This window comes from Parabacteroides sp. HGS0025, assembly GCF_000969845.1.
GTDB classification, from domain to species: domain Bacteria; phylum Bacteroidota; class Bacteroidia; order Bacteroidales; family Tannerellaceae; genus Parabacteroides; species Parabacteroides gordonii.
Genome location: NZ_KQ033902.1, coordinates 3156797 through 3182511, shown reverse-complemented (window position 1 = coordinate 3182511; position 25715 = coordinate 3156797). Strand labels below are relative to the sequence as shown.

Here is a 25715-nt window from a genome sequence, read left to right as displayed (position 1 = left end):
AAAAGATTTATTGCCTGTGTCTTTTTGTTGTGTTAACACTTTTGTCGGCCGATCGGATTTGATATGATTGAAATTATCTATCTTTGTGGCAAAGAAAGGTAATCAATGACTCAAAAATATCCATCCGCTTTATTGGAAAATGCAGTAAATGAGTTGGCTTCGCTTCCCGGAGTGGGAAGGAAGACGGCTTTGCGACTGGCTTTGTATATGTTACGCCGGGATGAAGGTTATACGGAAAATTTTGCATCCGCTTTGCTGGCCTTGCGGAAAGAAGTGAAGTATTGCAAAGTTTGTCATAATATCTGTGACGATGAGATGTGTTCTATCTGTGCTGATCCTAAACGGGATCAGTCGACCGTTTGTGTGGTTGAAAATATCAAGGAAGTAATGGCGATCGAAAATACCGGGCAGTTTCGTGGTGTTTACCATGTTCTTGGAGGGATTATTTCGCCGATGGACGGTATTGGCCCGGGCGATTTGCAGATAGACAGTCTGGTGCAGCGGGTCGCTAACGAAGAAGTAAAGGAAATTGTCCTTGCACTTAGTACTACGATGGAAGGGGATACGACCAATTTCTTTATCTATCGCAAGCTATCCCCTTATAATGTGAAGATAACCGTCATTGCCCGTGGTGTTTCTATTGGTGATGAGATTGAGTATGCGGACGAAATAACATTGGGACGTTCTATTGTGAACCGTACCAGTTTTAATGACTCGATAAAAATATAATCTGATTCTTATGTACGAAACCAAGATTTCCGTTATCATCGTAAACTATAATGTAAAGTATTTCCTGGAACAATGCCTTTATTCGGTTCAGGCTGCTGTTGCCGGACTCGATGCTGAGGTTTTTGTTGTGGACAATAATTCGACGGACGGTTCTGTCGATTATCTTCGTCCTCGGTTTCCTGAAGTGACATTTATAGAAAATAAGGATAATCCGGGATTTGCCAAGGCCAATAATCAGGCGATCCGTCAATGTAACGGAGAGTATGTTTTGTTGCTTAATCCGGATACAGTGATAGGCGAGGAGAGTCTTCGAACTCTGTGTTTCTTTATGGATGAACATCCGAATGCGGGTGGGATAGGTGTAAAGATGCTGGATGGGCATGGGGTATTCCTGCCTGAAAGTAAACGGAGTTTTCCTTCTCCTTGGGTTTCGTTCTGTAAGATATTCGGTTTGTCGAAGTTGTTTCCGAAATCCCGTGTGTTTTCAAGATATAGCCTGGCGTATTTGGATAAGGAGAAACAACATAAAGTGGATGTGTTGGCCGGTGCATTTATGTTGCTGCGCCATGAAGCGCTGGATAAGACCGGACTTTTGGATGAAGATTTCTTTATGTATGGCGAGGATATCGACCTGTCGTATCGGATGGTGCTGGGTGGCTATAAAAACTATTATATCCCCGAGCGTATTCTTCATTATAAAGGAGAAAGTACCAAGCATGGTGATATGAAATATGTAAAGGCATTTTACGGTGCCATGTTGATCTTTTTCAAGAAATATTATCCTCATTCCGGTTGGCTGATGGGATTTTTTATCAAGCTGGCTATTGGGTTGCGTGCTTCAATGGCTGCTTTATCGCGTTTGTTGGGAGTAAAGCCAAAGTCGAAAAGCAAGCATAAACGCTTACTGGTTCTTTGCCGTGAGGAAAATTTTGAAGCGATTAAGGCTGCCTGTGTAAAACAGATGCCGGAACTGGAACATGTAAATCTTTGGGATCTGGATGAGGAACGTGTAATGGATGCTATCTGCCGCCGTAATCAGATGAAGGAGTTTACGGATTATGCTTTTTGTTATCCGGATGCCCGTTTTGAACAGATGCTTCTGTTTATGGATACGCTGGTCGACAAGAAAGTTACTTATCATATTTATTGTAAAAAAAGCGGACAACTAATATCACCGGGGAAATAATATGGCACAACTGGAAAATGAAACGATCCGTCTCCGTGCCCTGGAGCCGGAAGATCTGGAACTTTTGTATCGCTGGGAGAATAATCCGGAGCTTTGGAGTCTTGGAAATACAATGTCTCCCTATTCGCGTTATATACTGAAAGAGTATATTCGTGAGTCGCATCGTGATATTTTCGATCTGAAGCAGTTGCGTCTGATGATCGAGCTTCGTTCAACGGGGGCGGCTGTCGGTACTGTCGACCTGTACGATTTCGAACCGCATCATCGGCGTGCCGGTATCGGTATTTTACTGGAACCTGTTTATCAGGGAAACGGGTTGGCTATCGAAGCAATGAATGTACTGATAGATTATGCGTTCTCTTTTCTGAAACTGCATCAGTTATATGTGCATATACCCATTGATAACGAGGCCAGCAAAGCCCTTTTTACCCGCTGCGGATTTACCGTTACAGGTATCATGACAGATTGGATCATCACAGAAAACGGATATTCTGATGTACTGATGATGCAAAAAGTCAATAAACAGATTGTGTGATAATTTAATTCAGATAAGGATCTTTCGGATATTTAGTCCATGCCTCGTAGTTACTGCCTAACTGTTCGAGTGAGTTCTTCCAGAAACTTTCTCCATCGGCAAGTAATACATTTTCTTTAGCTGCGTGACTGACTACCCACGAGTTTTTATTGATCTCGTTTCCCAACTGTCCTTCCGTCCATCCCGAATAACCGAGGAAAAACTTTACTTTTCCTTCAATCGAATGGCCATTCTGTATATAACGTTTCAATGCTTCGAAATCACCGTCGAAATACAGGCGGTCTTTGATCTTTACAGAGTCGGGTACGATCAGATCTCCCAATGAATGGATAAAGAACAACCGGTTGGCACTTACCGGGCCACCCAGATAGATTGGTATTTCCGGATACTCTTCCAGTTCCGGAAAAAAAGTATTTACAATCAGATCCGTTTTCTTATTTAATACAAACCCCATCGATCCCTGCGTATTGTGTTCTACCAGTAGAACAACAGAACGCTGGAAATAAGCATCTTGCAGGAAAGGTTCTGATATGAGTATGCTTCCTTGTGCAGGAAGGAGATTATTATGCGTAATTTTGAATATGTTATTATATGTAGCCATAGTGAAGATTGCTTACTGTTGTTAGACAGGGACAATATATGGCTTTTGATGTTAAGAAGCAAACGAAAAACCCGGCATTTGGGTTAATAAGTGTAAAATAAATGCCGGGTTTGTGTTAATTATAAGGTATGATTTTCTTTGAATAGCTTTAAACGCTCTTCAAGCAGATCATATTGATGCGGTTTGATAAACGAAGTACAGGCGCGAAGTCCTTCCTGATTACTTCCTGTCGTGCTTAATGAGATAGCACTTACACCGTAATAGATCAGTTCTTCCATCAGCTGTCCGCCGGTCATTCCGGGATAGGCGATCGTGAAATAAAAGCCGTCGGCAATAGGCTCGTCCAGGTCATGGTCGTAAACGATCGTAAAGCCATAGTCTGTAAAGATTTTCTTTAATCTTTCTGCACGGCGTCCATATTCTTTTACTTCCGAGATAAAATCAAACTGTCCGTCGGATGCCGCTTTGAACATGGCAGCCAATGCAATCTGTGCCGAGTGGCTGGTTCCTGATGACAGGGCGTATAAAACACGGTGAATATATACTGTACCGAAAGTACCGCCGCCATAACGCTTGGTCAGTCCCGGATAGGCACGATGGTAAAGTTTATTGGAGATAGCCGTCACGCCGATACGCTGTCCGGCATAGCTGAATGCTTTGGAACCGGATATCTGTAAGATGTAATTATCTGTGTAATGAGCAACGCTTGCCTGGTAAGGTGCTTCAAACGGTTTGCCAAGTTCTTTGCGGAAGTCCATTGCGAAATAGGCGAGGTCTTCGATCACGATCGTATCGTATTTGTTTGCCATTTCGCCGATAATCTTCAATTCATCGTCTGTCAGGCAGAACCAGGCCGGGTTGTTGGGGTTGGAGTAGATCATAGCAGCTATATTGCCTTTGGAAAGATGTTCTTCCAGAATGGCGCGCAGTTTTTCTCCACGGTATTCGTATACATCGAATGATTCGTATTTATAGCCCATTACAACGATTTGTTGTTTCTGGACAGGAAATCCCGGGTCGATGAACAGGATGGTGTCTTTTCCTTCCGTGCATTGTCCGCTGGTGAGGAAAGAGGCGAATGTTCCCTGCATGGAGCCGGTTACCGGAACACAACATTCCGGAGCAATATCTATATTAATGAATGCCTTGATGAATCTGGAGGCTTCTGCTTTTACTTCCGGCGTACCGTTGATGTTCGGGTAAATGGAAGCGATGCCGTTCTGTAATGCTTTGATTTCTGCGTCTACACCCACTTGTGCCGCTTTTAATCCGGGAACACCCATTTCCATGTGTATGAACTCGGTATTTGTTTCCTGTTCCAATTGTGTGGATATGGCAACAACTTCACGAATCGTTGCTTTCCCGAAATCCGGTAATCCGTAGCCATCTATTATTCGTCTGGCAGTCTGATAATCTACTGGAGTATTCTTCATGTCTGTTATATTTATATGGAGGACAAAAGTAAAAAAATAATCAATCCAATGTGAAATATTTGTGTGAAACTGTTGTATAATTAAAAATATTATCTACCTTTGCACCGCAATCGAGAGAGATGCGATACAAAAACATTGGTTCGGTAGTTCAGTTGGTTAGAATACATGCCTGTCACGCATGGGGTCGCGGGTTCGAGTCCCGTCCGGACCGCCTCTTTTAATTATGATTTCCTTATTTGTTTTGGTTCGGTAGTTCAGTTGGTTAGAATACATGCCTGTCACGCATGGGGTCGCGGGTTCGAGTCCCGTCCGGACCGCCAAAGTTTTTATTATAGAAAGACAAAAAGGAAATCCTGTAAAACGTTGGTTTTGCGGGATTTTTTTTATGGCTATCAGCCAAGTAGCCCAACTTGGTTTTCTAAGTCAGGCTACTTCGGATCAGGGTTGAAGCCATCCGGTTCGAAGGCTACCCTTCGGCTTTCAACTCTTCCACATAACTATTTATCCGTTGCATCTGCTTCGGAATGTCAATTCGTTGCGGGCAGTGCATACTGCATTGGTTGCAACCGATACAATGGTCGGCCTGGCGGAGTTTAGGCACACTGCGGTCGTAACCTATCAGATAGGCACGACGGGCTTCGCGGTACTTCTCGTTCTGCGTATTATCTATGACATTTCCTTCGTTCAGGCATTTGTTGTAATGCAAAAGAATAGCGGGAATATCGATGCCATAAGGACAGGGCATACAATATTTGCAATCGTTGCAGGGAATGGTATTGAACTGCATCATCATGGTAGCTGTCTGCTGCAGGAAGCTGAAATCATCTTCGGTCAGTGCGTCCAAGGGAGCGTAGGTCCGGAGATTATCCTGTAAATGCTCCATGCGTGTCATGCCGCTCAACACAGTCAATACATTCGGGAAACTTCCGGCGAAGCGGAATGCCCAGGAGGCTACACTCAATTCGGGTTTGCGCTGTTTCAGACGGGCTACGATATTACCCGGTGCATTGGAGAGCCTTCCACCTAATAGCGGCTCCATGATGATAGCAGGGATGTTGCGCTTTGCCAGTTCATTATACAAATACTCGGCATCCGTATTTCGCGGATTGATCTCTTTGGCATATTTCCAATCCAGATAATTCAGCTGGATCTGCACAAAGTCCCATTTGTATTCATCATGACGCGAAAGGAGGTAATCGAACACTTTTATATCTCCGTGATAAGAGAAACCGAGGTTACGGATGCGTCCCGATTTGCGTTCCTCCACGAGATAATCGAGCAGTCCGTTCTTCATGTAACGTTCTTCAAATTCTTCCATGCCGTTACCCATGCCGATGCCATGCAGCAAAAGATAATCGAGATAATCCGTCTGAAGTTCCTTCATCGAATTATGATACATGGCTTTGGAGGCTTCCAACGGCCAGGAAGCAGGGGAGAAGTTAGATAGTTTGGTTGCAATAAAATAGGTATCGCGCGGATGTCGGCTCAAGGCTATTCCCGTTGCGTGTTCCGACATTCCACGACAATAAGCTGGCGACGTGTCGAAATAATTCACGCCGTGGGCAATGGCATAGTCCACCAGTTGGTTCACCATTTCCTGGTCTATCTCTTCGTTGCCTTCACGGGCACTTCGTCCACCGACTGACGGGAGGCGCATCATGCCGAAACCCAGCAGGGAAACTTTATCTCCTGTTTTAGGATTTGTGCGATAAGTCATCTTGTCTGTTGGGATCTCTTCGCCTGTCGTATTGCTATTCCTTCCGCCGCAGGCAGTCAGTCCGGCAGTTACGGCTCCGGCTGTACCGATTATTCTGAAGAAGTTGCGGCGGGTTATATCTTTCTTATTTTTATTATCCATATTGCTCTATTATTAATGTATAAGAATATTCAGAATTATATTATCCGGTGCATCTCGTGGCCTTCTACATAAATGGCACTGAACGGACGCGATGGACAAAGATTCTCGCAAGCTCCACAGCCGATACAACGTTCCGTATTGATTACCGGGATTTTAGGTGAATCCGACATGTCCGGATCGGAAGGGACCATCAATATCGCTCCTGCCGGGCAGTGGCGGGCGCAGTTTCCGCAATCTACACCGTCAGTCAGAGGCACACAGTTTTCTTTTACCCAGACTGCATGACCGATCTGGATGGCCGACTTATCCGCTTTTGTAATAGGGAGGATAGCGCCTGCCGGGCAGACATCCGCACAACGGGTACATTCCAAACGACAATATCCACGTTCATACGACATCTCAGGCTGCATCAATGTCATCAGGCCGGATGAAGGACGCAGTACCTGGTTGGGACAGACTGAAACACAGAGTTGGCAAGCCGTGCAATGTTGTGTAAAGTTTCGTATGCTATGGGAACCCGGAGGTGTAATAGGAGTGGAGCGGTTCGGGATTTTCTTGTCTTCTATAACAGCCAGTCCGCCGTCCACTTTCTTTTCCTGTGCTTTCAGGGCAGAGGCTGTTGCAAACGTGGCGCCGATAGTCAGGAAGCGGCGGCGACTATCAGTAGGAAGGGCTTGTTTTTTCGAGTGATGTGTATAATGGATAGCATCTTTAGGACATTTTTCAATGCAGTTCATACAGGATACGCAGCGGCTGTAATCGATCTGATGTTCTTTGATGTTAATGCAAGCTGCTTTGCAGTTGCGCTCACAGAGGTTACAGTTTACGCATTTGTCAGTATCGATAACCGGCTTCAACCAGGAATAGCGGGCGAAAAATCCCAATATGGTTCCAACAGGGCAGATTGTATTGCAGTAGGTACGTCCATTCTTCCAGGACAAAATGATCAGTGCGATGAAAGTAATGGCAGCAATAGCGAATGTCGAGAAGCTTTTCATCCATACATCTACGGAATAGAAAGCATAGCTGTCGGCACGTTCAGCGAAATAGGCCAGCAGGTTGTTTCCCCATTGATATAACGGTGCAAACAAATTGGAAACAATGCGTCCGTAAGAACTATATGGTGCCAGCAAAGCAACCAGCGAACCTGCACCGGCCACTAATGCCACAACAAACAGCACCAATACTCCGTAACGCAACCACGACATCGCCGGCGAATAGCGGAAACGATTCTTCTTCCTTTTACTTCCCAGCCACGATATCCCATCCTGCATGATTCCTAACGGGCAAATGACGGAACAATAAACCCTGCCGAATATCAGTGTCAGTAGCACTAATGTAATCACTACCCCGATATTCAGCGCCAGCAATGCCGGCAGAAACTGTATTTTAGCCAACCATCCGAGCCACACATGGATCGTTCCTGTAAAGTCGAGGAACAACAGGCTGACTCCGATGATTGAAAGGATGGCAAGTGTAATTCTGATTTTTCTAAGCATATTTCTTTCAGTTATATTATTGTTTATTTGCAAGGACTATTTCATTCAGGGAAATACGGGGATGGCGGTATCTGGCCTCCTTATTTCTTTCCCCTCTCTTCAGTACGATTGCTTTCTGCGGACAATTCTGTATGCAAGCCAGACAGAATTCGCAATCGCCGGTATGTTCTACTCCTTTGTCGGTCAGGCTGAAATTCTTCCGGGGGCATACTTTGGTGCAGAAGCCACAACCGTTGCAGCTACTTTTATTCACTTCAAGGAGTAATTCACTGCTGATAGGAAATAATTCCGGTACACGTTGCAGGACCTGTAAACATTGTTGGCGTTCTTCTTCGGTTAAGGAAGGGATATGATTCTTTTCTTCTAGTACATCGGCTACGGCCTGTTCTAACTGGCTCTCTTCTTGTTTATCCATTTTCAACTGTTCGTCCATGTCGAACACGGGAAGATAATTATCCACCATCTTGATTGTGGTGATATAATTAAAATGTACACCGTGCTCAATGGCAAACTGGTTCCAGCTTTCTATCACATTACAATCGTAATACCCGAAGGTAATGATTGAAAAGAGATAAGGAGCTTTCAGAGTAACTTCCTGAATGAAACGTTGCACCATCAGAGGAGCAAATGCACGATAATCAGGAAAGACAATTCCTATCTCATCCGCTTCGAATATCCTTTTATCGCTTTTCAATACCTGTGGAATGCTCAACGGTGTTTCCGAAAATTTCTTTGCCGCATAGAGACTGTTACCCGTAGCAGTGAAATAGAATACGATGCGTTTTTTTCCTTTTTCCGTACAGGAAGTAAACATCGAAAGTGCACCGGTGGAGGCAAGTGTCATACCTGCCACCGTTGTACCTAGATATTTAAGTGCTTCCCTTCGGGTTAGTTTTTTATAATCCATAATCGCCGCAATTTTAGTTTTACTGTATTATTCTGTTGCAAAGTTATTTGTAATCTTACCGCCTATTAGTATACATATTACTGATAATAGTATCATTTTTACGGATATTATTACTGAATGTGGATATACACATTCAGTAATTAAGGTTATAATATCTGTAATTTGTCTACAAGACAATGCGATATAAGCCTTTACCTTTGCCTTATGAACATAAATAATAAACCAGATGAAGGAAATATTGAAAAACAAGTGTATGGCAATGGCTGTATGTCTTTGCATCACGGCAAATCTATTTGCGGCAGACAATCATTTAAATAACGATAGTATGGAAAAGAATTTGAATTTAACAGAAGAGTGGGACAAGGTGTTCCTGCAGAGTGATAAGGTGAATCACACGAAAGTGACTTTCCACAACCGGTACGGCATTACTCTTGCTGCCGATCTGTATATTCCGAAAAATGCCGGAGGTAAGTTACCGGCTATCGCTGTGAGCGGCCCGTTCGGGGCGGTGAAAGAACAGTCATCGGGTTTATATGCGCAGACTTTGGCGGAACGTGGTTTCCTTACCATCGCTTTCGATCCGTCTTATACCGGCGAGAGTAGTGGTGAACCCCGTTACGTCGCTTCCCCGGATATCAATACGGAGGATTTTAGTGCGGCGGTTGACTATCTTTCCACCCGCGACGATGTGGATGCGGAACGTATCGGTATTCTTGGTATTTGTGGATGGGGCGGTATGGCGCTCAATGCGGCTGCTATCGATACACGTATCAAAGCGACCGTCACTTCAACGATGTACGACATGAGCCGTGTAAATGCCAATGGCTATTTCGATGCAATGGATGCCGATGCACGTTATGAACTTCGCAAACAGCTTAATGCACAACGCACGGAAGATTACAGAAACGGGATGTATGCCCTTGCCGGAGGAGTCGTGGATCCGTTACCCTCCGACGCTCCCCAATTTCTGAAGGATTATCACAGCTATTATAAAACTCAGCGTGGTTACCATAAGCGTTCGCTTAACTCGAATGGTGGCTGGAATAAGACTTCATCACTCTCATTTATCAATATGCCGATACTATCATATAGCGATGAAATCCGTAGTGCGGTATTGATGATTCACGGAGAGAAGGCACATTCACGTTATTTCAGCGAGGATGCGTTCAAGAAGTTGAAAGGTGATAACAAGGAACTATTGATTATCCCCGATGCAAATCATACGGATTTGTACGACCGAATGAATATCATTCCGTTCGACAAACTTGAACAGTTCTTTCGTGAATATCTCAAATAATAAAATAACTCTTACAAAATAGAAGCAAATGACACTCGATAATTTTTTGGAACATGTAAAAGAGGGCAGGCCACTCGATACACCTGAAATCAGTCGTTTCATGGATGAAATGAGCGATGAAGCGCGGCGTATCACTTTTGAACTAAACGGTTCTTATCATACTCAGGACGAGCTTCGGGTATTGTTTGCCAAACTGTTCGGCAAGCCGGTAGAGCCCTCTTTCCGTGTTTTTCCTCCGTTTTACACGGACTTCGGCAAGAACATGACCATAGGTAAGAATGTTTTTATCAACGCCTGTTGCCATTTTCAGGATCATGGAGGCATAACATTAGGAGATGGATGCCTGATCGGACATAATGTAGTATTCGCCACGCTCAATCACGATTTCAATCCGGAAAAACGAGCTTCGATGCATCCTGCCCCTATTGTATTGGGGCGGAATGTATGGGTAGGCGCCAATTCGACTATTCTTCAAGGAGTGACGGTCGGTGATAACGCCATCATAGCTGCCGGTGCGGTGGTTACGAAAGATGTGGCGGCAAATACGGTTGTGGGTGGCGTTCCTGCCAAATATATCCGTAATATAGAGTAAGGACAGAACGATTTCCACGGTAGTTTACTGTGGAAATCATCTTTATCGCATTTTGCAGATTTTCCTGTAGTCTCCGTCGCTTTTTTTCTTAAAACCATTACTTAGGAGTGCCTTTATTGAAATAATATTTTCTTCCGCCGGGTCTGCGGCTATTTCTTTTCCGCCGATTTCAATAATTCTATCTTCCAGTATCTGAATGATTCTTTTTCCGATACCCCGATTTAAGAACTCTTCTTCACCAATCAGATATCCGATTTCATAAGTGTGATTTTGTTCTGCCACATCTCCATACATCTCCTGAAAATCGTGTCCTTCTTCTTCCAGACTTTTTAGAAAAAAGCAATCAGCATAAAGACAATATCCTATTTTCCGGTCGTTATAGTAAACAATAAAGTGTTTTAAAAAACTGTATTGTCCATTCCTCTCATTTATTTCGTTTAGCCAATCCTCTTTTTCTCCAAACCATTTTTTTATATATTCTTTATCTAGCCATTTATCAAATAATGGAATATCTTCTTCCTGGATAGGTTTTATTACAATTTCGTTGTTATTTATTATCATTGACTTATTGCTTTTGAAGCGATTTTACTATGTAAGCTCCTGTTTTTGTATTTGTTATCTCTTCAAAGTTAGTAAATATCAGAAAGGTACAAAACTCATACCCATACAAAAGAGAATCCATAGGCAGATTACCATATTATCTACCATTTTTACTGATCCCCATAAAAATAATGCCTACCTTTATACGGTTATTGAATGTTTCCGATAGCACTAGTATCTATTAAACACCTTATTTATATCATGGAAAAAGAACACAATTTTCAGACAATGCCTTTTAACTATGCTTTATGTCTTAAACGGGAATGCCCTAAAGCAGCCACCTGTTTACGGCAGTTGGTGGAGCGACAGATCCCGGACAATGTGGAATATTGGACAATTATCAGCCCTAAATATCAAACTACATTAGAAGGCGATTGTCCTCATTATCGTTCCGATGCAAAAAACAGCTATGCTCGGGGTTTGAAGAATATGTTGGATAATATGCCTTATAGTCAGATGAAAGACGTTGTCTCTCATTTGATGAATTTGTTTGGTAGAAGATCTTATTACCGGGTTCGCAATGGAGAACGCCAACTTTCTCCTGAAGAACAGAAATCGATACAGAACATCCTCAAAAGATGTGGCGTGACTGAACCCCAAAAGTTTGATGCCTATATAGAAGATTACGCTTGGTAGTTCACCTCTTTTTATACTAAGATAGACAACTGTGCCATACGCTTGGCACAGTTGTGCAGTGCCTGTGGCACAAAAGTGCACTCGTAGTGGCACAATTGTGCGCTACGTAGTGCACTTTTACTTTAGTATGTTCAGAATTTGCTCCGGTGTTGCTTGCGGCAATGATTGTGTGAGGTAATCTATCAAGCGTTGTTTTGACTCTTCCGGTGACCGGTTGCCGGCAGCCTGTACTTTTTCTTTGCCGAACAGTACTTCCGGCGTTGTATATCTGGCGATACCCCATCCGTAAGGTTCTCCCTTTTTGTCATATCGGTATTCGAAATCAGCCACAACGAGCCATGTTCCCATTTGCAGCCGGGTTATGACTGTTTCAAATCCATCTCCTTTGGTTTTTGTCTTTTTAAGTAAAGCCTGTGTTTCGCTTGTCTCCCATGAATCGAACGGATTGACACTTCTTTTGACCGGCTGCTTCTTGTAACCGCACAACGCTTTTATCTCTTTAGATAGGAGGGACTCATGCTCTGTGACTGTCTTATAAATAACGTTACCCATACTTTGTAAAGGTTCCGCTTTCAGATTGTACGTAGCACGCCTGTAGTTTACAAGTTCCGGAAACCATTCCATGCTGACAAACCCTGCTTTCTTCTGAAAGAGTTTTCCGTAAGCACAATTAAAATTTCGGATAACAGGCCCTTTCCATTCCCACGGCCCCTCTTCTTCATCGGAAAACCATAATTCCTGCGGAGTAAATTCTTCAATGGAAAAATCCTCAATGCCATTCGCAAAGAAGGGTAAAAATCCCATCTTTGCAACGAGCTTCTCTAAATCTTCACAGCGATTAATCTTTGTCATGCAGCAAATATATGAAATAATGCTTAAACCATATGTTATTATATGGCAAAGATAGTTTGATGTGTAGAGTAGACTTATTACGGAGTTACCTTTAATGGCTGGTAACTCCGCTTTCGGACTATTTGTTTAATAACAAATGCCATTTCTTTTGCCTATGTTTATAAAAATGAACTGTCCACCAGGCAATCAATCCGGTTAATCCATTATTAGCGTAAATATCTATTTCGTCTGTATATCGAACTGTGTTTTTATTGATTGTTTCCATTCTAACCAGATGATTCCAGACCGGAACAAAAGTATTATATTCCCTGGATTGTATTTCATGTTTATTCTCGTCCATACTTTCAATGCAGATTGTATGTATCCCCATTGGTATAATGCCATGTAAATAAAATTTGAAAGTATATTTTTTACCAATATCCCAGACTTTTGGCATTATACCGTTACATGGAGAGAACTTAGCCATTGGTTTACAGATTTCAGTCAAAGTAGATACATTTTGTACTCGTTGCCAAATATCAGTAATGTCGGTGTTGAAAGTAGTTGATACAACAACTTTGCGTCCGTTTCTAGTAACGCCTTCTTTGTCAATTAATTTTACTGTTTTCATTTTTCAGATGTTTATCTAATTTAATCATTAGTTTATGAATTGTGAGTAGGTTTATTATTGCAATAGGTAAACCTGTCAGGAAACATGTAATGATTTCGAATAAAGAGAATGAGGTAAAAATCATGTTCATTCCTAAAATAATATAAGGCACAGACAGGAGTGAGGTGACTATTACAGGGATATATCTTCCGGCAATTAACCATTGGATAATATGTATTATAATATGGAATCCGAATACTGTAAATGTAGCAATCCATGCATAATACCATTGAAAAAGTAACGCCAATATAGTTGCAAGAACTATGATTATAAACTCTTCCAATACGGCGAAAGCGAAGGATTCAGTCGATAGCCGTTTGAAATGTATGACCTGTTTTTCTAATTTAGGGAATCGGGAGGAAAGCCATTCTCCGTTTATGACAAACCATGTTTTGAACCCTATAATCTCTTCGAAATCATGTATTATAAAGACGAATGGCAGCAGATAGATTATAATTTCTGAATTATTCATTGATTTTGAATTTTGGTTGCAAAGTTATGTCTCCGGTCTTTTGGAGATTTGAATATTAAGCCATATTTTTGTCCGATCACGCCAATGTGAAATATATGTATATAACAGCAGGAACATTCAATATAATGTTACGTCAGGTTGTTTCGTTCGGATTGAGTGAAGCGGAAGTACTTAATGCTTTACCATTAGACAGTAAATTACTCGACAATACAACGAATCAAATAGATGCGGCAATTATTGCCCGTTTCATTGAATATGTGATCGGGCAAAAGCCTGATATCAGAATAGGCCTTGAAATGGGGTTTCGGTTTCCTGTGTCGATAATGGGGGTGATACTTAATATTTACCAGAATTGCCGGACGTTGGGAGATGTATTTAATAAATCATTGCTTTATGCTTCGGCGGTAAATACGATATGCCGTTTTTCTCATTATGTTGACGAACGGTATCTTTATCATGTTATGACGGTTTCGGAAGAGTTTGAAGAACTTTATCCGTCAGTAACGCGACATATCTATGAATCGCAATATGGTATAATTTTGCAATTGATGTATGCTTTGACAGGCAAGCATATTACTCCTGTTTATGTGACTACTCCTTTTCCAGCTATGTCTACTCCGGATTTGTTGGAAGAATTGCTAAAATGTCCTGTTGAGTTTGGAAAGACATTTGTTATGGCATTTGAAAGGAATATAACTGATTATTCCGTGATTAATGCCAATTTTGAAATGCTTTTGATTGCTGAACGCCTGATTGCTGAACTTCAGAAGAAGGAACAGAAACACAGTGTCTCCTCAAAAGTCCGTAACTATTTATTACAAGCTATTCCCGGCATTAATCTGAGCCTGAAAGAAACTGCCCGGAGTTTGAATATGAGCGGACGGACATTGCAGCGGAAGTTACTTTCGGAAAATACTTCGTATCAGAATATACTGGATAAAGTCAGGTCTGAATTAGCCTGTAAGTATCTTGCTGAAGATATTTCCCTCTCGGAAGTCGCTTTTCTATTGGGTTTTGAATCGCAGAGTGCATTTAATAAATTCTTTCAAAAACATTTTAAAGGGCAACCATCAGACTATAGATCATAAATATTTCTTCTAAATATAGTTGTGGGATAACGAATTTCCATAACTTTGTTTTAGCATACCTGATAGTTTATAAAATAATATAGCATTTATATGAATATTCATCTTAGATTAGAGCAGCTTTCGGATTATAGAGAAACAGAAAATGTAGTACGTGAAGCATTCTGGAACCATTTCTCTCCCGGATGTGATGAACACTATCTGCTCCATATTATGCGCGATAGTCCTGCATTTGTGCCGGAACTGAATGTTGTAGCTGTAGTTGATGACAAAATAGTTGGAAATATAGTCTATGCAAAATCAATCATTCGGGCAGACAATGGAAACGATTATGAAGTGTTGAGTCTGGGGCCGATAGCCGTTCTTCCGGAATACCAGAGTAAAGGGATTGGCGGACGAATGATCGAATATACCAGACAGCTGGCCCGTGAAATGGGTTTCCGTGCTATTCTGTTATGTGGTGATCCGGATTACTACTTGCGACAGGGTTTTGTGCCGGCTGAAACGTTAGGGATTCGGACTGGTGATAATATGTATGCCACCGCGCTTCATGTTTGTGAGTTATACGAAGGAGCTTTAGCCGATGCAAAAGGCCGTTATTTTGAGGACCCGATATATGAAATAGATGAAGCTGCCGCCATAGAATTTGACAAAAATTTTCCTCTGAAAGAAAAGATCACCGGCACTCCATCGCAAAAACGTTTCAATGAGATTGTGGTTATGCGAAGAGAGGCTTGACTATTTAAAATACTAATAAAAACTTATTCCTGTAACTTATGAAAGCTAATAATTCCGACCTGTCACGAGAGAAAATATTAATAAGAACCTCGTGGATCAGTACAATTGGTAATGCCATACTTTCCGTATCGAAAATAATTGTCGGTTTGTTGGCCGGAAGTTTAGCCGTATTGGGTGACGGTATCGATTCGGCTACCGATGTGATCATATCCATTGTTATGATCTTCACGGCACGTATCATGAGCCGTCCGCCTTCCAAGAAATACGTGTTCGGATATGAGAAAGCGGAAAGCATTGCGACCAAGATACTCTCGCTCGTGATCTTTTATGCCGGCGTGCAGATGCTGTTATCCTCCATTGAAAGTATCTTTTCGGACGAGGTAAAAGAAATTCCCGCTCCCGTAGCTATCTATGTAACGGTATTTTCTATTATCGGCAAGCTTTTGCTGGCATTGTATCAGTATCGGCAAGGAAAGAAAATCAATAGCTCGATGCTGACGGCAAACGCGGTCAATATGCGTAACGACGTGGTTATCTCATCCGGTGTTCTGCTTGGATTGATATTCACGTTTATCTTTAAACTGCCGATACTCGACTCGGTTACCGGATTGATAATAAGCCTGTTCATTATAAAATCATCTATCGGTATTTTCATGGACTCCAATGTCGAACTGATGGATGGCGTGAAAGACGTCAACATCTATAATAAGATATTCGAAGCCGTGGAGAAAGTGCCCGGTGCAGGCAATCCCCACCGGGTCAGATCGAGGATGATAGGGAACCTGTATAATATCACCCTCGACATAGAAGTCGACCCCCAGATGACACTCATGCAAGCCCACGAGATTGCCGATGCTGTAGAGAAAAGCATCGAGAATTCGATAGACAATGTATATGATATACTAGTCCATGTGGAACCTGCCGGAAAATGTCAGACAGACGAGAAATTCGGAATAGATAAAGATATGGTGGAATAACGAATTTTTTGAATTCATATCTATAAGGACTCAGAAATATAATTTATAACTTATATTAGGGATCAAACCCGTACCGTCTTCCTTCTTTATCTTATTTGTTTTCTCATTATATTGATAGAAATGCATTCCTGTTCGTATGCCGACATTGAGCAACTTCAATGAGAACTCATGGGAAAGTTTACGTTTATTTATTCTGTAATTAACTGAAATGTCTCCATTCAGAACAGGACTGAATTTCTTACTGAAGGCTTTGGACTCATCGAATATGATATCATGTTCTTCATTTGTTTTCTCTTCATCGACCGGAGTATAACGATCGCCGCCATGAAAGAACAAACGGGCGTTCACACTGAACATATTTTGTTTCCGTTTGCCAACCATCCATTCTTTTCCGGCCAAGGCATTTAGTAGGAAGCTTCTATCCATTCTTGTATTCCGCCAGGTATTGTCTCCTCCTTTGTATTTTGATTTGAAGAGGGAACCTGTCAGCATATAGTAAAATCCGTTTGTCATATATTGTTCCAATGTAATATCGATACCATAGTTTTTACCTGCCCCTTTATTCGTCAATATTCTATCCAGATAGAAGTCCTCATGGTTGATCAGCGAGAAAGAGGAATTTGCTTCGACGGGGATGTTATATAAATATTGATAGTAAGGTTCGATTTTTACATGTAGATTGGATTTAATGTTCCAGTCATAACTGAAGCCAAAATGATGTGCTTTTGAAAAATCCAGGTATTTATTAGTTATCTTTTTACCGTTGAGATCCTGTTCAATAAAATAGTAATCTAATTTTTCTCTACGGCTATGTAAACCGTAAGCAACAGAAAAAGAGTGATTGTCTACAGGTTCCCATTTCAAAGCAAGTCTCGGTTCAACCGACCAGTTTTCATTAAGTGCAAAATATTGGGTAGTGATGCCTATGCTAGCTGTCACATGATGGCTGATATCGATTACCGAGGAACTGAAAGCGGACAGAACCATACTTTTTCCATTTCCTTTGGATATCTGTTCCATCGGCCTATCCAGTCCGAAGTTAGGACTGACTTTATAATCGAGATCATAGTTCAATCCGGTAATTGCAATGCCTGACCTGTTGGTGTGTTTCGAATTGAACTTCTTATTTATATATGAATTGAACAGGATATCCCATTTCCTGTTTTGTATATCTCCGACATGTATTGATTGACCATCCAAAGTTTCCTGATCGGCCGATATTCTGTCTTTTGAATAAGTGGCAGACAAAGAAGAACGTAGATAAGTATTCTCATCGATAAAATATTTGTGGGTTATTCCACCGACTAATTTTTCTATCTTATTTTCGGCAGATTGCCGATCTGCCTGTGTTTCCCACTTCGCGCGCTCCTCCGCATCTGCTTTGTTCCTGTCAATCAATCCTAATCCCCAGATAGAGAAAGTTCCGGCCTTTTTAGTCGGAAAGTTAAGCTTGAATGATAGATCCTGATATTTCAGATTACTTTGGCCACCACTGGCCAGACTGGTTGTAGATAGTCGGTAATTGAAGAGATAAGAACTCCCTTGCTTCTTACTGATCGGGCCTTCTGATGCTAAATCGATCCCCATCAATCCAACCTGGAAAGCATGTTCATATTTCTGATTGTTTCCGTTGCGCATGTGCATATCAAAGACTCCTGATAAGGCATTGCTGTATTCGGCCGGGAATGCGCCGTTATAAAAATCGGAGTTACCGATGACTTGTGTGCTTAATGCCGACAGGATACCACCACCCAATCCTGCGATATCTGCAAAATGGGTAGGATTAGGTATCTCAACACCTTCGAGCCGCCACTGTGTGTATTGTGGTGCATTACCCCGGATAGCAATTGCATTTGTCCCGACATCTCCTGCCACACCGGCAAAGGCGGAACTCAGGCGTGCCGGATCATCGAACCCATTGGCAAACCGACTGGCTTCTTCCATGCTTATCATACGTCCTCCGGTGATCGCCATCGGATTGACGGGTTCCGCCTTTTTGACTTCGGGATGGACTACGATCTCATTCAACTGGTGAACGTTTTCTTTTAACGAGATATCCAACTGTATTTCTTTAGATGAGGTAACGAGCACTTCATTGACGATATTGGTATTATATCCCATATAAGAGGTCTGTATATTATACCGTCCGACAGGTACATTTTTTATCTGGAATTCTCCCAGGCTATCCGTGATAGCTCCTAAAGAGGGATGTGCTACAATACTTACTGTCGCAAATTCGACTGGTGTATTACTTTTGGAGTCGGTAACAGTTCCCCGTATCGTTTGCACAGGTCTTTCGTTTTGGGGGATGTTCGGGGCTTCTTTGTGAGTGGAAGGGTAGATGATGATATGATAGCCGTTTTTCTTATAAGTGTATTGTTCATTTTTCAATATATGTGTCAATACTTTATCGATATCAACTTCTTTCAGGGAAAGAGATATCTTTTTACTCAGATCCAATGCCGGTTGTTCGTAAGCTATGCTGTAATCCGTTTGTTGTTCAATTTCAGAGAAAGCATCTTTTATGGATATGCTTTTGTTTTGTATTGAAATTTTCTTCTCTTTGTTCTGGGCGGTAATCCCGAAAGGGAGAAAAACGAAAAATAATAAAATGACAAACCTGTAGAGTAGTTTTATTGATTTAATTCGATCCATTATGTTATATTTGTATTGTTGATACTTCATTTTACTTCACATTGTAATGAGGTTCGATATTTCAGAATCGGGGAGAGGGTCTCAAGCTGCTTCCCGGTTCTTTTTATTCATAGGCATTTGTTGTTTCTTATTTACTTAATACTATCTTTTCTCCTTGTTGCCGATAGGTGAAGCCGACGACATCTTTCAATACATCGAGTATCTCGGTAAGAGTTTCCCCTTTCAAAAATTTGACAGTGTAGGATCTGGATGCCGGAATAGCTGTCTTATCATCGATTGTGACATTGAAATGTCTTTCCAATGTTTGTTTTATTTCATTGAATGATGAATTGATGAATAGGATTTGTCCCACTAACCAAGCGTCGGTTTCTACTGGCAATACCTGTTCGATATTCATGGCTGAGGTATTGATGTTATATGTCAGTTGCTCATTCGGCCTGAGTATTTGACTTTCCTGTAATGAGGTAAAGACTTCTACCTTTCCGCTGGTAAGGGTGGTCGTTACGTTTTCATCGCCGGGATAGGCTTTAACGTTGAATTTGGTTCCGAGAACTTTAACGGAAAGTGGTTCGGTTTTTACGATAAAAGGTTTTGCCGGATTCTTTTTAACAGAGAAATAGGCTTCTCCTTTGAGATATATCTGTCTTTGGTCATCGGTAAATACCTTTGGATATTTTATACTCGATCCGGAGTTTATCCATATTTCGGAGCTGTCTGGTAAGAATAAGTGCCTGGTTTCTCCGTAGGCTACGGAAATTTCTATCAGTTTATCCCGGGTATAATATAGATATCCACCGGCCATTATGAACAAGGGGATAAGTACGGCTGCGATCCGTAAAAGTTTTTGGTGGTACGGAATATATGCTGTTTGACTCTTTGTATATCCGATCCTCTGATTTACCCGCTTTAAAGCTGAATAGGTATCCGAATTGATTTCAGTATTCAGTTCGTTCCAATATTCTAACGAGGCTGCTTCTTTTTCTTTTGTGTTTTCATCTGCAATAATCCACCTCTGTACTCTTTCTTCTGTTTTCTCAGGGAAGCGGCCTGATAGAAATCGTTTGATAATTATTGCGATGTTATTTTTCTCCATTGTACTATACTTTTATATATATACAGTCGACAGAGGAAAAGCTCAGTGAGAAAAAGAAAGATTTTTGAGAAAAATCAAAATAAGGAGAATATGAAAGTAGAAATAGCCTTTCGTATCTCTTTCAGGGCAAGGCTTAGCTGGCTTTCGACATTTCTTTTTGTGGTGTTCAGTCGTTCTGCTATTTCCGTATTGCTTAGTCCTTCATTCCGGCTAAGGATATAAATCTGTTTGCGCTGTTTGGGCATTTTTCCGACAATATCGTCGATCAGTAGGCCGAGTTCCTTTGCAATCAGGTCTTCTTCTGAAGAATAATTACTTTCTTCGCTTTGAAAGTCGTTTGTGTAAGCCAAGTGGATATATTTGTGGTTGAGAAAGTTGATAGCTGCATTGCGGGCGATCGTATGCAGCCACGCATCGAAGGATTTTAAAGTATTAATTGATTTATGGTTGATCCAAAGGTTTACGAATATATCTTCAGCCAATTCTTCAGCATCGGATTCGGATTTGATATATCCGTATATAAGTGCTTTCGTTTTATTGTAATAGTTTATAAAAACGGTCTCAAAGGCTTTATGGTTTCCCTCCCGTAAAGCCTCAAGTGTTTTTATGTCAATTCTGTTACCGCTCATTAATCAACCTCTCTATACAGGAAACAAAAGAAGTAATTATTCGCCGGATAGAAAACAACTTTTTGAAATCTTAATGTAAATAGCTATTTATATACAATCCTAAAACCTGTCGACAGCTATCGAGCGCGTACCATATACTTCCCGCTGATTGAGCTAATAAAGGCTCAATCCGTAATATAGGTATAAATATCTGTAATTTATCTACAATCTCATTGCTGTTATTCCTCTATATTTGTACTATCTAATAAATAAAGAATATATGAGAAAGAATTCGGTAATTATCCTGATCTGTATGGCATTCTTTGCCGTGAATATCTGTAATAGTGAAAACAAAAGTAATAATAATAAAACAGTAGAAACAATGGAAGATAAAACAAAAGAACCCGTCTTGGGACTGGGTAATCCCATTACAGCAAACTTTATCGGTGATGCCTGGCTGAAAATGCTTTCCACGCAACCGGAATATGATTGTAACATTTATAATGTGACATTTGCCCCCGGAACCCGTAATAACTGGCACTCCCACGCAATAGGACAGATCCTGCTTTGCACCGAAGGTATCGGTTATTACCAGGAAAAAGGCAAGCCTGCCCAACGTTTGCAACCCGGTGATGTGGTAAATATCCCAGCCAATACCGTCCACTGGCATGGCGCAGCACCCGACAGCCGTTTTACGCATATCGGTATCACTCCGAAAGTAAGCGAAAACAGTGCGGAATGGCTGGGAGAAGTGACTGATACTGAATATGCGGAAGCTGTAAAATAATCGAAGTCTGATAGATATAACAAAAAACGATTAACTTTGTACTGAAACATCTAAAAAGGAAGACGATGGCTAAAATAGAAAAAATGGATCATATCTACCAGTATAATGACCGGATGGGGCAGGAGACGCTGCATCCGTTGGTCAGCGTGATTGACTTTTCGAAAGTACCCGGTATAAGACGTGCCCGGATGATTTACGGCTTTTATGCAGTCTTTCTGAAAGAGGTGAAGTGTGGCGATTTGCAATACGGCCGCAATTATTATGACTACCAGGAGGGAACAATGGTTTTTACCGGCCCCGGCCAGGTAGTGGGTGTGGAAGATAACGGAGAGGTTCTGGTACCGAAAGGATGGGCGTTGTTGTTTCATCCCGACCTGATACGGGGAACTACGCTCGGACGCAATATAAAGAATTACAATTTCTTCTCTTATGAAGTCTATGAAGCACTTCATTTATCGGAACAGGAACGGCAGATCGTGATCGATTGCCTGAAGAATATAGAATTGGAACTTCATCGGGGAATTGATAAACACAGTAAGATGCTGATCGTTTCCAATATTGAGCTGTTGCTTAATTATTGCCTGCGTTTCTATGACCGCCAGTTCATAACTCGTGAGAATGTGAACAAAGATACCTTATCGAAGTTCGAAAAGATATTAAATGATTATTTCCTGTCGGACAAGCCGCAGGAGATCGGGTTACCGTCCGTCCAGTATTGTGCGGAGCAGTTGCATCTTTCGGCAAACTATCTGGGTGACCTGATCAAGAAAGAAACAGGTAAATCAGCACAGGAGCACATACAACTGATGCTGATCGATATGGCCAAAGAGAAAGTTATGGATACCAGCAAATCGATCAGTGAGATCGCTTACGAACTGGGCTTCAAATACCCGCAACATTTTACCCGCTTATTTAAGAAGTGTGTGGGTACTTCTCCGAATGAATATAGATTTCAAAATTGAAAGTATGTCCTCTTCCAGAGATACTCTTGGTGAATTATGGGCCCGGCAGCAACTGTCGGGTCAGGATGTTGATTATGATCTATGGGCGAAGCGGAGGGAAGCCCTGCGGGAAATGGCTGAAATAAGTCATAGTTGCCTGTTTACGGTAGATGTCTATAAGGAAAGGTACGATTTTGCTTCAGATGGCTTTGCCGATATTTTTGGTTATAACCGGTCGCATATAAGAACGATAGAGAAGCAGGGCGATCTTTTGGAAGACAGGATACATCCGGACGACCGCGACAGGATGCTTGATTTGCAGATTAGGCATAGCCGGTTCATTTACTCTCTGCCTGAAGAGAGAAGGAATGATTTCCGGAATATCTACCAGTTTCGTATGCTCAATGCGAGAGGGCAATATATAAATGTCGTCAGCCGTAATCAGGTTACCCAGCAAGACCGGAACGGTAAAGCCTGGATCGTTATGGGGGTAATGGATATTGCTCCCGACCAGACGCCGCAGGATACGGTTAAATATTCCGTCCTTGATATGAAAAGCGGAGAACTGGTTTCTATCTTCAATAATGACAACCAATCACTTACAAAAAGAGAAATAGAGATACTGCAACTGATCCGCCAGGGCTTATTAAGCAAGGAAATAGCAGATCGATTAAATATAAGTATATATACGGTAAACAACCACCGGAAGAATATCCTGACGAAGCTCAATGCAAACAATGCTATTGAAGCTATCAATCATGTATCCGTCGGTGTATCCCGATAACGTGCAGGCGACATGCCTGTATGGGTCTTTACGAACTTACCGAAGAAAGATTGGTTGGGGAAGTTGAATTCTTCGGCGATCTCTTTGATGGACTTATCCGAACGTTTCAGACGGTGTTTGATATGTTCGATAGCATTTTCGTTGATAAGCTCCAGCGGTGTTCTGCCACATGTCTTCTTGATTACTTTCGACAGATATTTGGGACTGTAGAAAAGAGCATCGGCGAAATAAGCAACCGAGCGATGCATGCCATTGTCTGCCGACACCTTTTCGATGAACTTCCTGAAAATATAATCCGCCTGCTTAATTCCTTCTTTCGACTGTTCGACCTCTCCAAGGCTGATAGCTTCCTTGTTAAGAGCCCCCAGCATTTCACAGAAGAGTGCGGAAAACAGATGCTGCATCACCTCTCTATGGTAATGATGCGGATCATCGTTTATCTTTGCAACGATCAGATCTCTATAATAATTGAAGATCTCGCTGTTATTGTCACCAACATGTTTTATCGGGTGATTATAGATGTAGACAGCTGTATTCCACGTTACTTTGTCCATTTTAAGAACGTTATACAGGAAGCGGGTAGAGAAACCGGCAAGCCTGATCTTATTCCTGGGGCTTAACATGATATGGCTGATAATAGCATTGGGAAGACCCAGCAGTAGATCGCCGTCTTCCAACTGATAAGTCTTACGGTTTATATCCAGTTGAATGCATCCCTCTACGCAGATAGCAAGAAGGAAACACTCCAATCGTACCGTGTCATTACCGGTTGGAGCCTCTTCCAGACTATTTATTACTGCAAAGTCATCATCCATATAATCGATGATGTGCTTATTGGCTTTAAAATCTTCTATCCTGACGGTTTTGATGTGTTCTTCTTCCATATATTCTTTTTTGTTTCTGCAAATTTGGCGAATAACAGGACAAGTAAGATGTTCTATTTCACTACTTTGCTGTTCTGTATTTCACCTGTGGTAATAAAAGTGATGATAAAAAGTGATAAAGGGGGAAAATGAAACATCCTTGGAGAGAAATAGGGCACTATGCCTATGTTCCTTTCGTCTACATTTGTCCCAGTTTTTAATAGCAATAGTATGAATAAAGCAAGTAAAAAATGGATACGGCTGATAGGGATTGTCGGTTGTACGATGTGGATGGCATCCTGTAAACAAGCTCCGGATGCACAGTTAAAACCCTCTTATGCAATTATGAAGGTGGCTCCTGCGGACAAAGAGCTATCTTCCTCTTATTCGGCGACGATACGCGGACGGCAGGATATCGACATTTATCCTCAGGTATCAGGTACTATCGAGAAACTTTACGTAACTGAAGGGCAAAAAGTACGTCAGGGACAACCTCTCTTTATTATAGACCAGGTGCCTTACAAGGCAGCCCTCAAAACGGCTACCGCCAACGTGGAAGCTGCACGCGCTGCACTGGCAACTGCTGAACTGACTTACAAAAGTAACAAGGAACTGAATGCTCAGAAAGTAGTTTCGGACTTCAGCCTGCAAACGGCGGAAAACACTTTCCTCTCTGCCAAAGCACAACTGGCACAAGCCGAAGCGCAGGAACTGAATGCACGTAATAACCTCTCTTATACGGAAGTGAAAAGCCCCTGCAACGGTGTTGTCGGTGCATTACCTTACCGTGCAGGTGCATTGGTCGGCCCCAGCTTGCCCCAACCGTTGACGACTGTCAGCGACAATTCAGACATGTATGTTTATTTCTCCATGACCGAGAACCAGCTACTGGCTCTTACCCGTGAGCACGGCAGCATGGACGATGCATTAAAGAACATGCCGGAAGTGGAGTTGAAGCTGAACGATAATTCGGTGTATGACAAAAAAGGTATTATAGAATCCATCAGCGGAGTGATCGACCGTCAGACAGGTACGGTGGTGGCACGTGTGGTATTCCCCAACGAATCGCGACTGCTTCACAGCGGAGCATCAGGCACGGTAGTGATACCGAGCACATATAAAAATTGTATTGTCGTTCCCCAGGGAGCCACTGTCCGGATGCAGGACAAGACCGTTGTATATAAGGTAGTAGACGGTAAGGCAGTCTCCACCCTGATAACGGTAGCCGGTATCAACGACGGACGCGAATACGTGGTGCTGGACGGACTGAAAGCCGGTGATGAAATTGTATCGGAAGGTGCCGGGCTGGTGCGCGAAGGTACTGTCGTAAAATAAAAC

General features: G+C 42.0%; 26 protein-coding genes and 2 tRNA genes. 15 read left to right on the top strand and 13 right to left on the bottom strand.

Annotated features, from left to right (window positions below):
* The first annotated feature begins 105 nt into the window (after positions 1-105).
* From recR to HMPREF1212_RS12555, 3 genes are read left to right on the top strand one after another with little or no spacing between them, the layout of a single operon-like run.
* The gene (recR, locus tag HMPREF1212_RS12565) at positions 106-729 is read left to right on the top strand and encodes a recombination mediator RecR (RefSeq protein WP_007659371.1); all 624 of its coding nucleotides are present in this window, start codon (positions 106-108) and stop codon (positions 727-729) included.
* A 10-nt stretch (positions 730-739) separates the two neighbouring features.
* Positions 740-1915 (top strand): glycosyltransferase family 2 protein, encoded by a 1176-nt coding sequence (locus HMPREF1212_RS12560; protein WP_046149581.1) that lies wholly within the window; start codon positions 740-742, stop codon positions 1913-1915.
* Position 1916: 1 nt separating this feature from the next.
* Entirely contained in the window at positions 1917-2450 is a 534-nt protein-coding gene (locus tag HMPREF1212_RS12555; protein WP_028728345.1) for a GNAT family N-acetyltransferase, read from the top strand.
* 4 nt (positions 2451-2454) lie between these two features.
* Here the strand turns inward: HMPREF1212_RS12555 and HMPREF1212_RS12550 are convergent, their stop codons facing one another.
* Both HMPREF1212_RS12550 and HMPREF1212_RS12545 read right to left on the bottom strand, forming a co-directional pair.
* The gene (locus tag HMPREF1212_RS12550) at positions 2455-3051 is read right to left on the bottom strand and encodes a YqgE/AlgH family protein (protein ID WP_010803326.1); all 597 of its coding nucleotides are present in this window, start codon (positions 3049-3051) and stop codon (positions 2455-2457) included.
* A gap of 119 nt (positions 3052-3170) precedes the next feature.
* On the bottom strand, positions 3171-4484 hold the full coding sequence (locus HMPREF1212_RS12545; RefSeq protein WP_046149580.1) for an aminotransferase class I/II-fold pyridoxal phosphate-dependent enzyme: 1314 nt from the start codon (positions 4482-4484) through the stop codon (positions 3171-3173).
* A 137-nt stretch (positions 4485-4621) separates the two neighbouring features.
* Between HMPREF1212_RS12545 and HMPREF1212_RS12540 the strand changes: the two genes are divergently transcribed.
* Both HMPREF1212_RS12540 and HMPREF1212_RS12535 read left to right on the top strand, forming a co-directional pair.
* Positions 4622-4695, top strand: a tRNA-Asp gene (locus HMPREF1212_RS12540).
* 32 nt (positions 4696-4727) lie between these two features.
* A tRNA-Asp gene (locus tag HMPREF1212_RS12535) sits at positions 4728-4804 on the top strand.
* A 146-nt stretch (positions 4805-4950) separates the two neighbouring features.
* On the opposite strand, the gene HMPREF1212_RS12530 is transcribed toward HMPREF1212_RS12535, so the two are convergent.
* Genes HMPREF1212_RS12530 through HMPREF1212_RS12520 form a run of 3 tightly spaced genes read right to left on the bottom strand, consistent with a single transcriptional unit; the run spans position 4951 to position 8748 of the window.
* Positions 4951-6342 carry an aldo/keto reductase gene (locus HMPREF1212_RS12530; RefSeq protein WP_046149579.1) on the bottom strand — a complete coding sequence of 464 codons (1392 nt, stop codon included), beginning with the start codon at positions 6340-6342 and terminating at the stop codon, positions 4951-4953.
* 35 nt (positions 6343-6377) lie between these two features.
* Positions 6378-7841, bottom strand: coding sequence for a 4Fe-4S binding protein (locus HMPREF1212_RS12525; RefSeq protein WP_046149578.1), 1464 nt, complete (start codon positions 7839-7841; stop codon positions 6378-6380).
* Positions 7842-7857: 16 nt separating this feature from the next.
* Positions 7858-8748 (bottom strand): EFR1 family ferrodoxin, encoded by an 891-nt coding sequence (locus HMPREF1212_RS12520; protein WP_052724983.1) that lies wholly within the window; start codon positions 8746-8748, stop codon positions 7858-7860.
* A gap of 226 nt (positions 8749-8974) precedes the next feature.
* On the opposite strand from HMPREF1212_RS12520, the gene HMPREF1212_RS12515 reads away from it, so the two are divergent.
* A complete protein-coding gene (locus HMPREF1212_RS12515) occupies positions 8975-10045 on the top strand; it encodes an alpha/beta hydrolase (protein WP_046149577.1) in 1071 nt (356 codons plus the stop codon).
* A gap of 28 nt (positions 10046-10073) precedes the next feature.
* Positions 10074-10637 carry a DapH/DapD/GlmU-related protein gene (locus tag HMPREF1212_RS12510; RefSeq protein ID WP_028728333.1) on the top strand — a complete coding sequence of 188 codons (564 nt, stop codon included), beginning with the start codon at positions 10074-10076 and terminating at the stop codon, positions 10635-10637.
* 42 nt (positions 10638-10679) lie between these two features.
* Here HMPREF1212_RS12510 and HMPREF1212_RS12505 read toward each other — a convergent pair whose 3' ends face one another.
* The gene (locus tag HMPREF1212_RS12505; RefSeq protein WP_046149576.1) at positions 10680-11198 is read right to left on the bottom strand and encodes a GNAT family N-acetyltransferase; all 519 of its coding nucleotides are present in this window, start codon (positions 11196-11198) and stop codon (positions 10680-10682) included.
* Positions 11199-11438: 240 nt separating this feature from the next.
* On the opposite strand from HMPREF1212_RS12505, the gene HMPREF1212_RS12500 reads away from it, so the two are divergent.
* Entirely contained in the window at positions 11439-11873 is a 435-nt protein-coding gene (locus HMPREF1212_RS12500) for a DUF6078 family protein (RefSeq protein WP_046150368.1), read from the top strand.
* Between the two features lie 117 nt (positions 11874-11990).
* Here HMPREF1212_RS12500 and HMPREF1212_RS12495 read toward each other — a convergent pair whose 3' ends face one another.
* The 3 genes from HMPREF1212_RS12495 to HMPREF1212_RS12485 form a co-directional block, all read right to left on the bottom strand.
* Positions 11991-12725: an AlkZ-related protein gene (locus HMPREF1212_RS12495; RefSeq protein WP_046149575.1), complete on the bottom strand. Its 735-nt coding sequence runs from the start codon at positions 12723-12725 to the stop codon at positions 11991-11993.
* A gap of 118 nt (positions 12726-12843) precedes the next feature.
* Positions 12844-13335: a hypothetical protein gene (locus tag HMPREF1212_RS12490; RefSeq protein WP_046149574.1), complete on the bottom strand. Its 492-nt coding sequence runs from the start codon at positions 13333-13335 to the stop codon at positions 12844-12846.
* Positions 13313-13846, bottom strand: coding sequence for an HXXEE domain-containing protein (locus HMPREF1212_RS12485; protein ID WP_046149573.1), 534 nt, complete (start codon positions 13844-13846; stop codon positions 13313-13315). The genes HMPREF1212_RS12490 and HMPREF1212_RS12485 overlap by 23 nt, the downstream gene beginning before the upstream one ends.
* A 95-nt stretch (positions 13847-13941) precedes the next feature.
* Here HMPREF1212_RS12485 and HMPREF1212_RS12480 point away from each other — a divergent pair, with 95 nt between their 5' ends.
* The 3 genes from HMPREF1212_RS12480 (at position 13942) to HMPREF1212_RS12470 (ending at position 16646) form a co-directional block, all read left to right on the top strand.
* Positions 13942-14934 (top strand): helix-turn-helix transcriptional regulator, encoded by a 993-nt coding sequence (locus HMPREF1212_RS12480; protein WP_046149572.1) that lies wholly within the window; start codon positions 13942-13944, stop codon positions 14932-14934.
* Between the two features lie 90 nt (positions 14935-15024).
* The gene (locus HMPREF1212_RS12475) at positions 15025-15669 is read left to right on the top strand and encodes a GNAT family N-acetyltransferase (protein ID WP_046149571.1); all 645 of its coding nucleotides are present in this window, start codon (positions 15025-15027) and stop codon (positions 15667-15669) included.
* Positions 15670-15728: 59 nt separating this feature from the next.
* Complete coding sequence (locus HMPREF1212_RS12470; protein ID WP_046150367.1) at positions 15729-16646, top strand: cation diffusion facilitator family transporter; 918 nt, start codon at positions 15729-15731, stop codon at positions 16644-16646.
* Positions 16647-16676: 30 nt separating this feature from the next.
* Here the strand turns inward: HMPREF1212_RS12470 and HMPREF1212_RS12465 are convergent, their stop codons facing one another.
* The 3 genes from HMPREF1212_RS12465 to HMPREF1212_RS12455 form a co-directional block, all read right to left on the bottom strand.
* Complete coding sequence (locus tag HMPREF1212_RS12465; protein WP_046149570.1) at positions 16677-19301, bottom strand: carboxypeptidase-like regulatory domain-containing protein; 2625 nt, start codon at positions 19299-19301, stop codon at positions 16677-16679.
* Positions 19302-19428: 127 nt separating this feature from the next.
* Positions 19429-20394 carry a FecR family protein gene (locus HMPREF1212_RS12460; RefSeq protein ID WP_046149569.1) on the bottom strand — a complete coding sequence of 322 codons (966 nt, stop codon included), beginning with the start codon at positions 20392-20394 and terminating at the stop codon, positions 19429-19431.
* Between the two features lie 74 nt (positions 20395-20468).
* The gene (locus tag HMPREF1212_RS12455; protein WP_046149568.1) at positions 20469-21023 is read right to left on the bottom strand and encodes an RNA polymerase sigma-70 factor; all 555 of its coding nucleotides are present in this window, start codon (positions 21021-21023) and stop codon (positions 20469-20471) included.
* Positions 21024-21282: 259 nt separating this feature from the next.
* Between HMPREF1212_RS12455 and HMPREF1212_RS12450 the strand changes: the two genes are divergently transcribed.
* From HMPREF1212_RS12450 to HMPREF1212_RS12440, 3 genes are all read left to right on the top strand, one after another.
* Positions 21283-21789 (top strand): cupin domain-containing protein, encoded by a 507-nt coding sequence (locus tag HMPREF1212_RS12450; protein ID WP_082099877.1) that lies wholly within the window; start codon positions 21283-21285, stop codon positions 21787-21789.
* 65 nt (positions 21790-21854) lie between these two features.
* Complete coding sequence (locus HMPREF1212_RS12445; protein WP_028728325.1) at positions 21855-22751, top strand: helix-turn-helix domain-containing protein; 897 nt, start codon at positions 21855-21857, stop codon at positions 22749-22751.
* A 4-nt stretch (positions 22752-22755) separates the two neighbouring features.
* Positions 22756-23514 carry a helix-turn-helix transcriptional regulator gene (locus HMPREF1212_RS12440; protein ID WP_046150366.1) on the top strand — a complete coding sequence of 253 codons (759 nt, stop codon included), beginning with the start codon at positions 22756-22758 and terminating at the stop codon, positions 23512-23514.
* On the opposite strand, the gene HMPREF1212_RS12435 is transcribed toward HMPREF1212_RS12440, so the two are convergent.
* A complete protein-coding gene (locus HMPREF1212_RS12435) occupies positions 23487-24398 on the bottom strand; it encodes a helix-turn-helix domain-containing protein (protein ID WP_046149567.1) in 912 nt (303 codons plus the stop codon). The two genes, HMPREF1212_RS12440 and HMPREF1212_RS12435, sit on opposite strands and share 28 nt — an antisense overlap.
* Positions 24399-24608: 210 nt before the next feature.
* On the opposite strand from HMPREF1212_RS12435, the gene HMPREF1212_RS12430 reads away from it, so the two are divergent.
* Positions 24609-25712: an efflux RND transporter periplasmic adaptor subunit gene (locus HMPREF1212_RS12430; RefSeq protein WP_028728322.1), complete on the top strand. Its 1104-nt coding sequence runs from the start codon at positions 24609-24611 to the stop codon at positions 25710-25712.
* Positions 25713-25715 lie beyond the last annotated feature (3 nt).

Bases quoted from the DNA above. Each gene is read 5' to 3' on its own strand.
- HMPREF1212_RS12460 (WP_046149569.1), bottom strand. From the start codon at position 20,394: ATGGAGAAAAATAACATCGCAATAATTATCAAACGATTTCTATCAGGC.
- HMPREF1212_RS12485 (WP_046149573.1), bottom strand. From the start codon at position 13,846: ATGAATAATTCAGAAATTATAATCTATCTGCTGCCATTCGTCTTTATA.
- HMPREF1212_RS12480 (WP_046149572.1), top strand. From the start codon at position 13,942: ATGTATATAACAGCAGGAACATTCAATATAATGTTACGTCAGGTTGTT.
- HMPREF1212_RS12555 (WP_028728345.1), top strand. From the start codon at position 1,917: ATGGCACAACTGGAAAATGAAACGATCCGTCTCCGTGCCCTGGAGCCG.
- HMPREF1212_RS12490 (WP_046149574.1), bottom strand. From the start codon at position 13,335: ATGAAAACAGTAAAATTAATTGACAAAGAAGGCGTTACTAGAAACGGA.
- HMPREF1212_RS12455 (WP_046149568.1), bottom strand. From the start codon at position 21,023: ATGAGCGGTAACAGAATTGACATAAAAACACTTGAGGCTTTACGGGAG.
- HMPREF1212_RS12495 (WP_046149575.1), bottom strand. From the start codon at position 12,725: ATGACAAAGATTAATCGCTGTGAAGATTTAGAGAAGCTCGTTGCAAAG.
- recR (WP_007659371.1), top strand. From the start codon at position 106: ATGACTCAAAAATATCCATCCGCTTTATTGGAAAATGCAGTAAATGAG.
- HMPREF1212_RS12445 (WP_028728325.1), top strand. From the start codon at position 21,855: ATGGCTAAAATAGAAAAAATGGATCATATCTACCAGTATAATGACCGG.
- HMPREF1212_RS12560 (WP_046149581.1), top strand. From the start codon at position 740: ATGTACGAAACCAAGATTTCCGTTATCATCGTAAACTATAATGTAAAG.
- HMPREF1212_RS12435 (WP_046149567.1), bottom strand. From the start codon at position 24,398: ATGGAAGAAGAACACATCAAAACCGTCAGGATAGAAGATTTTAAAGCC.
- HMPREF1212_RS12505 (WP_046149576.1), bottom strand. From the start codon at position 11,198: ATGATAATAAATAACAACGAAATTGTAATAAAACCTATCCAGGAAGAA.
- HMPREF1212_RS12430 (WP_028728322.1), top strand. From the start codon at position 24,609: ATGAATAAAGCAAGTAAAAAATGGATACGGCTGATAGGGATTGTCGGT.
- HMPREF1212_RS12515 (WP_046149577.1), top strand. From the start codon at position 8,975: ATGAAGGAAATATTGAAAAACAAGTGTATGGCAATGGCTGTATGTCTT.
- HMPREF1212_RS12520 (WP_052724983.1), bottom strand. From the start codon at position 8,748: ATGGATTATAAAAAACTAACCCGAAGGGAAGCACTTAAATATCTAGGT.
- HMPREF1212_RS12500 (WP_046150368.1), top strand. From the start codon at position 11,439: ATGGAAAAAGAACACAATTTTCAGACAATGCCTTTTAACTATGCTTTA.
- HMPREF1212_RS12545 (WP_046149580.1), bottom strand. From the start codon at position 4,484: ATGAAGAATACTCCAGTAGATTATCAGACTGCCAGACGAATAATAGAT.
- HMPREF1212_RS12465 (WP_046149570.1), bottom strand. From the start codon at position 19,301: ATGGATCGAATTAAATCAATAAAACTACTCTACAGGTTTGTCATTTTA.
- HMPREF1212_RS12440 (WP_046150366.1), top strand. From the start codon at position 22,756: ATGTCCTCTTCCAGAGATACTCTTGGTGAATTATGGGCCCGGCAGCAA.
- HMPREF1212_RS12530 (WP_046149579.1), bottom strand. From the start codon at position 6,342: ATGGATAATAAAAATAAGAAAGATATAACCCGCCGCAACTTCTTCAGA.
- HMPREF1212_RS12475 (WP_046149571.1), top strand. From the start codon at position 15,025: ATGAATATTCATCTTAGATTAGAGCAGCTTTCGGATTATAGAGAAACA.
- HMPREF1212_RS12510 (WP_028728333.1), top strand. From the start codon at position 10,074: ATGACACTCGATAATTTTTTGGAACATGTAAAAGAGGGCAGGCCACTC.
- HMPREF1212_RS12550 (WP_010803326.1), bottom strand. From the start codon at position 3,051: ATGGCTACATATAATAACATATTCAAAATTACGCATAATAATCTCCTT.
- HMPREF1212_RS12450 (WP_082099877.1), top strand. From the start codon at position 21,283: ATGAGAAAGAATTCGGTAATTATCCTGATCTGTATGGCATTCTTTGCC.
- HMPREF1212_RS12525 (WP_046149578.1), bottom strand. From the start codon at position 7,841: ATGCTTAGAAAAATCAGAATTACACTTGCCATCCTTTCAATCATCGGA.